The organism is Microcystis sp. M53598_WE2, assembly GCF_030067735.1.
In the GTDB taxonomy this organism is placed as follows: Bacteria; Cyanobacteriota; Cyanobacteriia; order Cyanobacteriales; family Microcystaceae; genus Microcystis; species Microcystis aeruginosa.
The window spans coordinates 1-5,559 of the sequence record NZ_JASJFE010000878.1 but is presented as its reverse complement, the minus strand read 5'-3'; the positions used below and the strand labels follow the sequence as shown (position 1 = coordinate 5,559).

Below are 5,559 nucleotides of genomic sequence, written 5' to 3'. Positions count from 1 at the left end.
GGGGCAGGGGGGATCGAACCTAAAATCCATTTTTAATTTAATTATAACCAGCTACTTACGAAAAGAGGGGGATGCTTTCAGAAAACGGGTTTCTTAAAGAAACCCGTTTTCTGTGGGGTTCAATCTTATCGAGTGCGATTGCCTTTCTTATCGTTGGTATTAACGCAGTGTAATGCAGCATTGCCTTATATCTCAGTCCAGATTCTTGAAAAATGGCTTAAATTCATCTTCCACAGCTTAGGGAAACTGATTACTGGTCACTGATAACTGAATATCCCCCAATAACTAAAGGAAAGATAAAGTTATCGATCGCCCTCCGGAGCCAGTGTCAGAATAAAAGCAGGGAGATGACCAAGGAAAACCGACAACTCTCCATCTTTTTCCCGTCATCGCCCCTAAAATTTATTTGGTTCAGATTTATGCAAACTGCCAATCCTCGTCAAACGGAGAAAAAAGAGCATCCCAGTGGCGATAAACGCTTCAAAGTCCTCGACATCACCATGAAGCGGGCAGGATATAATCAATCAGCCCTGATTGAAGTCCTGCACAAAGCTCAAGAAGCCTTTGGATTCCTAGAAGAAGATGTTCTCCTCTACGTTGCCCGGGCGCTAAAACTGCCCCTCAGTCGCGTCTATGGGGTAGCAACCTTCTACCATCTCTTTTCCCTGAAACCGGCGGGAAAACACACCTGTATCATCTGTATGGGGACTGCTTGTTATGTCAAAGGCAGCGGCAAAATCCTCGAAGACATCGAAAACGCCTTTGATGTCAAAGTGGGAGAAACCACCGCCGATGGAGAAATTTCCCTAGTGTCGGCCCGTTGTATCGGGGCCTGTGGGATTGCGCCGGCCGTGGTCTTCGATGGAGTCGTGGCCCCTAAACAAGATTCGGAAACTGTCTTAGCGAAACTACAGAGTTTCTCCCAGTAATTTTTCACTCTAGTGGATTGAGAAGAATATGGACTTACAAGAATTATTGGCAGTGGCCGAGAAAGAAAAAACTAGACAAAAAAGCATCCGGGTGCATTGTTGCACTTCCACCGGTTGCCAAGCTGCTAACTCCCTCCAAATCAAAAAAAACCTCGCCACTGCCGTCCAAGAGGCAGACCTAGAGGATACAGTCGAAGTGGTCGGGGTCGGTTGTATGGGTTTTTGTGGTCGCGGTCCGTTGGTGGAAGTGGATCCCCAGGATCTCTTATACGAAGAAGTCACCCCGGAAAGTGCGGCCAGCATTATTGCAGCCTTAAACGGCGGCAAAACCGAGGTGCAATTAGGGGACTCAAAACATCCCTTTTTCTCCCATCAAGTCAAAATTGTCCGGGAAAATAGCGGTAAAATCGATCCCGATCGCATTGAGGAATATATCGCCGTCGGGGGTTATCAATCTCTCTACAAGGCCCTCTACGAGATGACTCCGGCCCAGGTGGTGGAGGAAATCACCCAAAGCGGTTTGCGCGGCCGGGGCGGTGCGGGTTATCCCACCGGTTTAAAATGGGCGACGGTGGCTAAACAACCGGGTAAACAAAAATACGTTATCTGTAATGCTGATGAAGGCGACCCCGGGGCGTTTATGGACCGTAGTGTTTTGGAAAGTGACCCCCATTTAGTCCTGGAAGGAATGGCGATCGCTGCCTATGCTGTGGGGGCCGATCATGGTTATATCTATGTTAGAGCCGAATATCCTCTGGCGATCGATCGTCTGCAAAAAGCGATTAATCAGGCCAAAAAATTCGGTTTAATGGGTTCCCAAGTATTCGAGTCCACTTTCGATTTTAAGGTGGATATCCGCATCGGAGCGGGAGCTTTTGTCTGTGGAGAGGAAACCGCTCTCATCCATTCTATCGAAGGCGGCCGCGGCACTCCCCGCACCCGTCCCCCCTATCCGGCCCAATCGGGCCTCGATGGTTGTCCCACCCTGATTAATAACGTCGAGTCCTACGCTAATATCGCCGCTATTATCCGCGAGGGGGCCGCTTGGTACGCCAATATCGGTACTGCCAGCAGTAAAGGCACAAAAATCTTCGCTTTAACGGGAAAAATCCGCAATAATGGGCTGATTGAAGTGCCGATGGGTATTACTCTCCGGGAAATTGTCGAGGAGATGGGGGGTGGTGTTCCCGATGGTCAAGTGAAAGCGGTACAAACCGGCGGCCCCTCTGGGGGTTGTATTCCCGCTAATTTACTCGATACTCCCGTGGATTACGAATCCTTAGCCAAACTCGGTTCGATGATGGGATCCGGGGGGATGGTGGTTATGGATGATACCACCAGTATGGTGGAAGTGGCGAAATTCTATATGGAATTCTGTCGCGAGGAGTCCTGTGGTAAATGTATCCCCTGTCGCACGGGAACAGTACAAATGTTTGAATTATTGGCCAAAATTATCGCTCGAAAAGCCGATATTCACGACCTCGAAAACCTAGAACATCTCTGTCAAATGGTCAAGGAAACCAGTCTTTGTGGTCTTGGTCAAAGCGCTCCCAATCCGATTTTAAGTACCCTAAAGTATTTTAAGGAGGAATATCTGGCTCTGTTACAGGAAATCAAGCACCCCGTCTCTGTTTGAGAATAACTCGATCGAGGTTCAAGAATGTTCGGCCTCGATCAATTTCTTCAGTTACGCGAAGTCTGATGGGCTGCCGGGTTATCTTGAAGAGAGTTAGCAGTAGTCTCAGGAGACAATAGATTATGACTTGGCGCGGCTCAACCGATACAAAAGATCGCATTTTTGCAGCTTTAGTATATCTTTTACCCTTATATTCGGCTTTTGCCTTCGGTATCTTTATCTTCCAGCAAATTCCTTTTTTAGGAGCGGCCTTAGCAATAGCCTTATATCCCTTAGCTTTTCTCTATAGTTCTCTGGGAAGCTTTGGCAGTTTAATTGTCTTTTTCGTCCTCTTTTTTGCCGTGGTACGCAATCCCCGCATTAGTCATTTTATCCGGTTTAACACCATGCAGGCGATTTTAATCGATATTTTGGTGTATTTATTGGGATTGCTCTTAGGTTTCGTCGCTAGGGGTTTAGGGGCGAATTTGGTGGTAGAAACTCTTTTTAACGTCGTCTTTTTGGGAGCATTTGCCGCCTGTGTTTACAGCATTATACAGTCGGTTATCGGCAAATACGCCGATATTCCCACAATTTCCGAGGCGGCCTATTCTCAAGTGGGAGGTTAGGTCAGGCTGGCTGAATAAATCTAAAAACCTTGTTGGGTAAGACTTTTAGACTTTTTGGCAATCAAAAAGTACCAGATATGGGAGTGATCGGGGGGAAAATCCCTGGACTTTTTCCCTGAAAATTAGGTAATTGACCTCCTCAAAATCGGGAAAACCCTACACCCCACACCCCACACCCCACACCCTACCCCCACAAAAAACTTTTTCAGCAGACCCTAATTAAGCTTGAGTTTGTCCCCTTTTTCGGCTACAGTCTCTCCAGAATCAATGCGTTCGCTGCCAGGCCACATCTATGAGTCCATTTAAACAGACGCTACGGGAACTCAACGCTCAGAAGGGGAAAATAGCCGCTTCTGTGGGCAGAAAAACGCCTAAACGAGTTAATCGTTGGTTTAAATGGCTTTCTCCCGGTCTTTTTGTCAAACGCTGGCTTTTAATCAGTTTAACCGGCGTTTTTCTCACCTCCTTCGGTTTAGCTATTTGGGTAAAATTAACCCCAGTTAATCGCTTTTTAGAGTTTGTTTCCCAAGCATTAGAAACGATCGCCCGTTTGGTCCCCAATTCTGTTTCCGGGCCGCTGGCGGTTTTGCTGGGTGTCTTTTTGTTATTCTGGGGTCAGAGTCGCACCGTGGAAACGATTACAGAAGCACTACAACCGGACGCATCAGAGGAATTAGTTGATCTCCTACGCACCCATCGTCGTCTCCATCGCGGTCCGAAAATTGTGGCCATCGGTGGAGGTACAGGTTTATCGACGCTTTTACGGGGTTTAAAACAGTATAGTTCCAATATCACCGCTATTGTCACCGTAGCTGATGATGGCGGTTCTTCAGGCCGATTACGTCGGGAAATGGGCATTTTACCCCCGGGGGATATTCGCAATTGTATCGCCGCTTTAGCCGATGAGGAAAAGTTATTAACGGAATTGTTTCAATATCGCTTTCATGCCGGGGATGGTTTATCGGGCCACAGTTTTGGTAATTTATTTATCAGCGCTATGACCGAGATTACTGGGGATCTGGAACAGGCGATCGATGCTAGTGCCAAAGTTTTGGCCATTCGCGGTAAAGTGCTACCTGCTACCCTTACCGATGTTAGTCTCTGGGCTAAGTTAGCCGATGGGCGCATTATTGAGGGAGAATCGAAGATAACCGAAGCTATGGGGCAAATTCGTCAGATTGGCTGTCATCCTGCCGATCCGGTCGCTTTACCGGCTGCTTTAGCGGCAATCAAGGAGGCAGATTATATTATTATCGGGCCGGGTAGTCTTTATACCAGTATTATCCCTAATTTGTTGGTTCCCGCAATTCGTCAGGCCCTAGCACAGGTGACAGTCCCCCGTGTCTATGTTTGTAATATTATGACCCAGCCGGGGGAAACGGATAATTATTCGGTGGCTGATCATATTCGGGCGATCGAAAAAGTCTGCGAGGAACGCGTCTTTGATGCAGTTTTAGCCCAAAGAACTGCACCATCGCCCCAATCTCTGCAATTATACGCCCAAGAGCATAGTCATCCTGTGTTTTTAGACCGCGAGGAGGTGGGAAAAATGGGTTATCGCATTGTTTTAGCGAATGTAATGGCAGAAGATGAAGTTACTGCCAAAGTTAGTCATGATCCCCAACGTTTAGCGCGAGTTTTATGGCGCTGGTATGCTAAAAAGTGAATAGCGAGTTGACTAAATGTTTTTATCTAGCTTTGTCAAGTTATAAAATCATATTTTTTGCTTTAATTTGCCGACATTAGCCAAATTTGCTGATTAAAGCCCTAGGAAAAAATTAGCCTAAAAACCATTTCGCCTTATTCTGTGTTATACTCAGATTTTGAAGAGAGATGATCATGCACTACTCTACTAAATCTAATCAAGAGACAGGTGCGACAGTCTATTCCCCAAGCGATGGAAGTGAATTAATTCCTGCTGAGGTTAAACTAGATATAAACGGGCAAAACTATCAATCACTTAATATACCTCTCCCAGAGGGCTATACAGTAGATGATGAAGGAATCATCAATAACTATGGTAGCGAACCCAAGATTTATCTATCAAAATCCCCATCTTTAGAACAGCAAAAATGGTATATTTTGCAAGGAGTAGGGGCGGTTTTGTTGGTTGCTTTGGTGTTATTAATCACCTTTTCCGTTAGCTAGATAAAAACCGTAGGATTGACATTTAAGTTGAGCGAGACAAGAAAACTTTAATTTACACCATAGAGTCTGCATCCCAAGTATCGGGAGCATATATTGGAACCGACTCTATCTATCTGTCCAAATAGTAAATCTGACAGCTGAACTTTTTTACTTTGCTAAACTTGACAATTTTTTTCAGTTTTTTGTGGGTTGCTTCGTGATCAACAATAGAACAACCAATAGAGATAACTTCTCAAAG

At 45.9% G+C, this 5,559-nt stretch carries 5 protein-coding genes; all 5 read left to right on the top strand.

The genetic code is table 11. The features are described 5' to 3' along the window. The first annotated feature begins 419 nt into the window (after positions 1 to 419). The 5 genes from hoxE (at position 420) to psb34 (ending at position 5,321) form a co-directional block, all read left to right on the top strand. On the top strand, positions 420 to 929 hold the full coding sequence (hoxE, locus tag PX636_RS17845; RefSeq protein ID WP_002762924.1) for a bidirectional hydrogenase complex protein HoxE: 510 nt from the start codon (positions 420 to 422) through the stop codon (positions 927 to 929). Positions 930 to 957: 28 nt separating this feature from the next. Continuing rightward, positions 958 to 2,565: an NADH-quinone oxidoreductase subunit NuoF gene (gene nuoF, locus PX636_RS17840; RefSeq protein ID WP_002797504.1), complete on the top strand. Its 1,608-nt coding sequence runs from the start codon at positions 958 to 960 to the stop codon at positions 2,563 to 2,565. Between the two features lie 122 nt (positions 2,566 to 2,687). Then, on the top strand, positions 2,688 to 3,173 hold the full coding sequence (locus tag PX636_RS17835; RefSeq protein WP_288118123.1) for a Tic20 family protein: 486 nt from the start codon (positions 2,688 to 2,690) through the stop codon (positions 3,171 to 3,173). Between the two features lie 292 nt (positions 3,174 to 3,465). Beyond that, a complete protein-coding gene (locus PX636_RS17830) occupies positions 3,466 to 4,839 on the top strand; it encodes a gluconeogenesis factor YvcK family protein (protein WP_125731349.1) in 1,374 nt (457 codons plus the stop codon). 173 nt (positions 4,840 to 5,012) lie between these two features. Continuing rightward, on the top strand, positions 5,013 to 5,321 hold the full coding sequence (gene psb34, locus PX636_RS17825; RefSeq protein ID WP_002734380.1) for a photosystem II assembly protein Psb34: 309 nt from the start codon (positions 5,013 to 5,015) through the stop codon (positions 5,319 to 5,321). Positions 5,322 to 5,559: the final 238 nt, after the last annotated feature.